The following is a 314-nucleotide window of genomic DNA, read 5'->3' on the forward strand; positions in this document are numbered from 1 at the left end:
ACGCTGGCCTCCACGCGGGCGCTGCCGTCGGTCAGACCGGACAGGTCCGCAGACGGTACGGTCAGGGTCCACTCGCCGTTGTTATCCACCGTCGCGGTGTACGGTCTGCCGTTAAACATCACTGTTACTGTCTGACCGGCTTCCACGTTCGTGGTCGTGCCGGAGAGCACCAGGTCAGCGCCCTGTTCGGCGGCGTTAATCACGTCGTCGGCGGTCACGCTGCTGACGGTGACCGACGGTGCCGCAGTGTCCACGGTCACATCGTGGGTCGCGGAGCCGCTGTTGCCGGCCGCGTTCGTCACGGTCACGGCGAT

Annotated in this window: 1 protein-coding gene; it reads right to left on the bottom strand. The window is 66.2% G+C overall.

Going from position 1 to position 314, the window contains the following annotated elements; translation table 11 throughout:
* On the bottom strand, positions 1–302 hold a 302-nt coding region (locus tag OGY35_RS01940; protein WP_286631280.1), incomplete at its 3' end, for an Ig-like domain-containing protein.
* Between the last annotated feature and the right edge of the window lie 12 nt (positions 303–314).

The sequence above is a fragment of the Citrobacter sp. Ct235 genome, from assembly GCF_030332305.1.
Lineage (GTDB): Bacteria > Pseudomonadota > Gammaproteobacteria > Enterobacterales > Enterobacteriaceae > Citrobacter_A > Citrobacter_A telavivensis.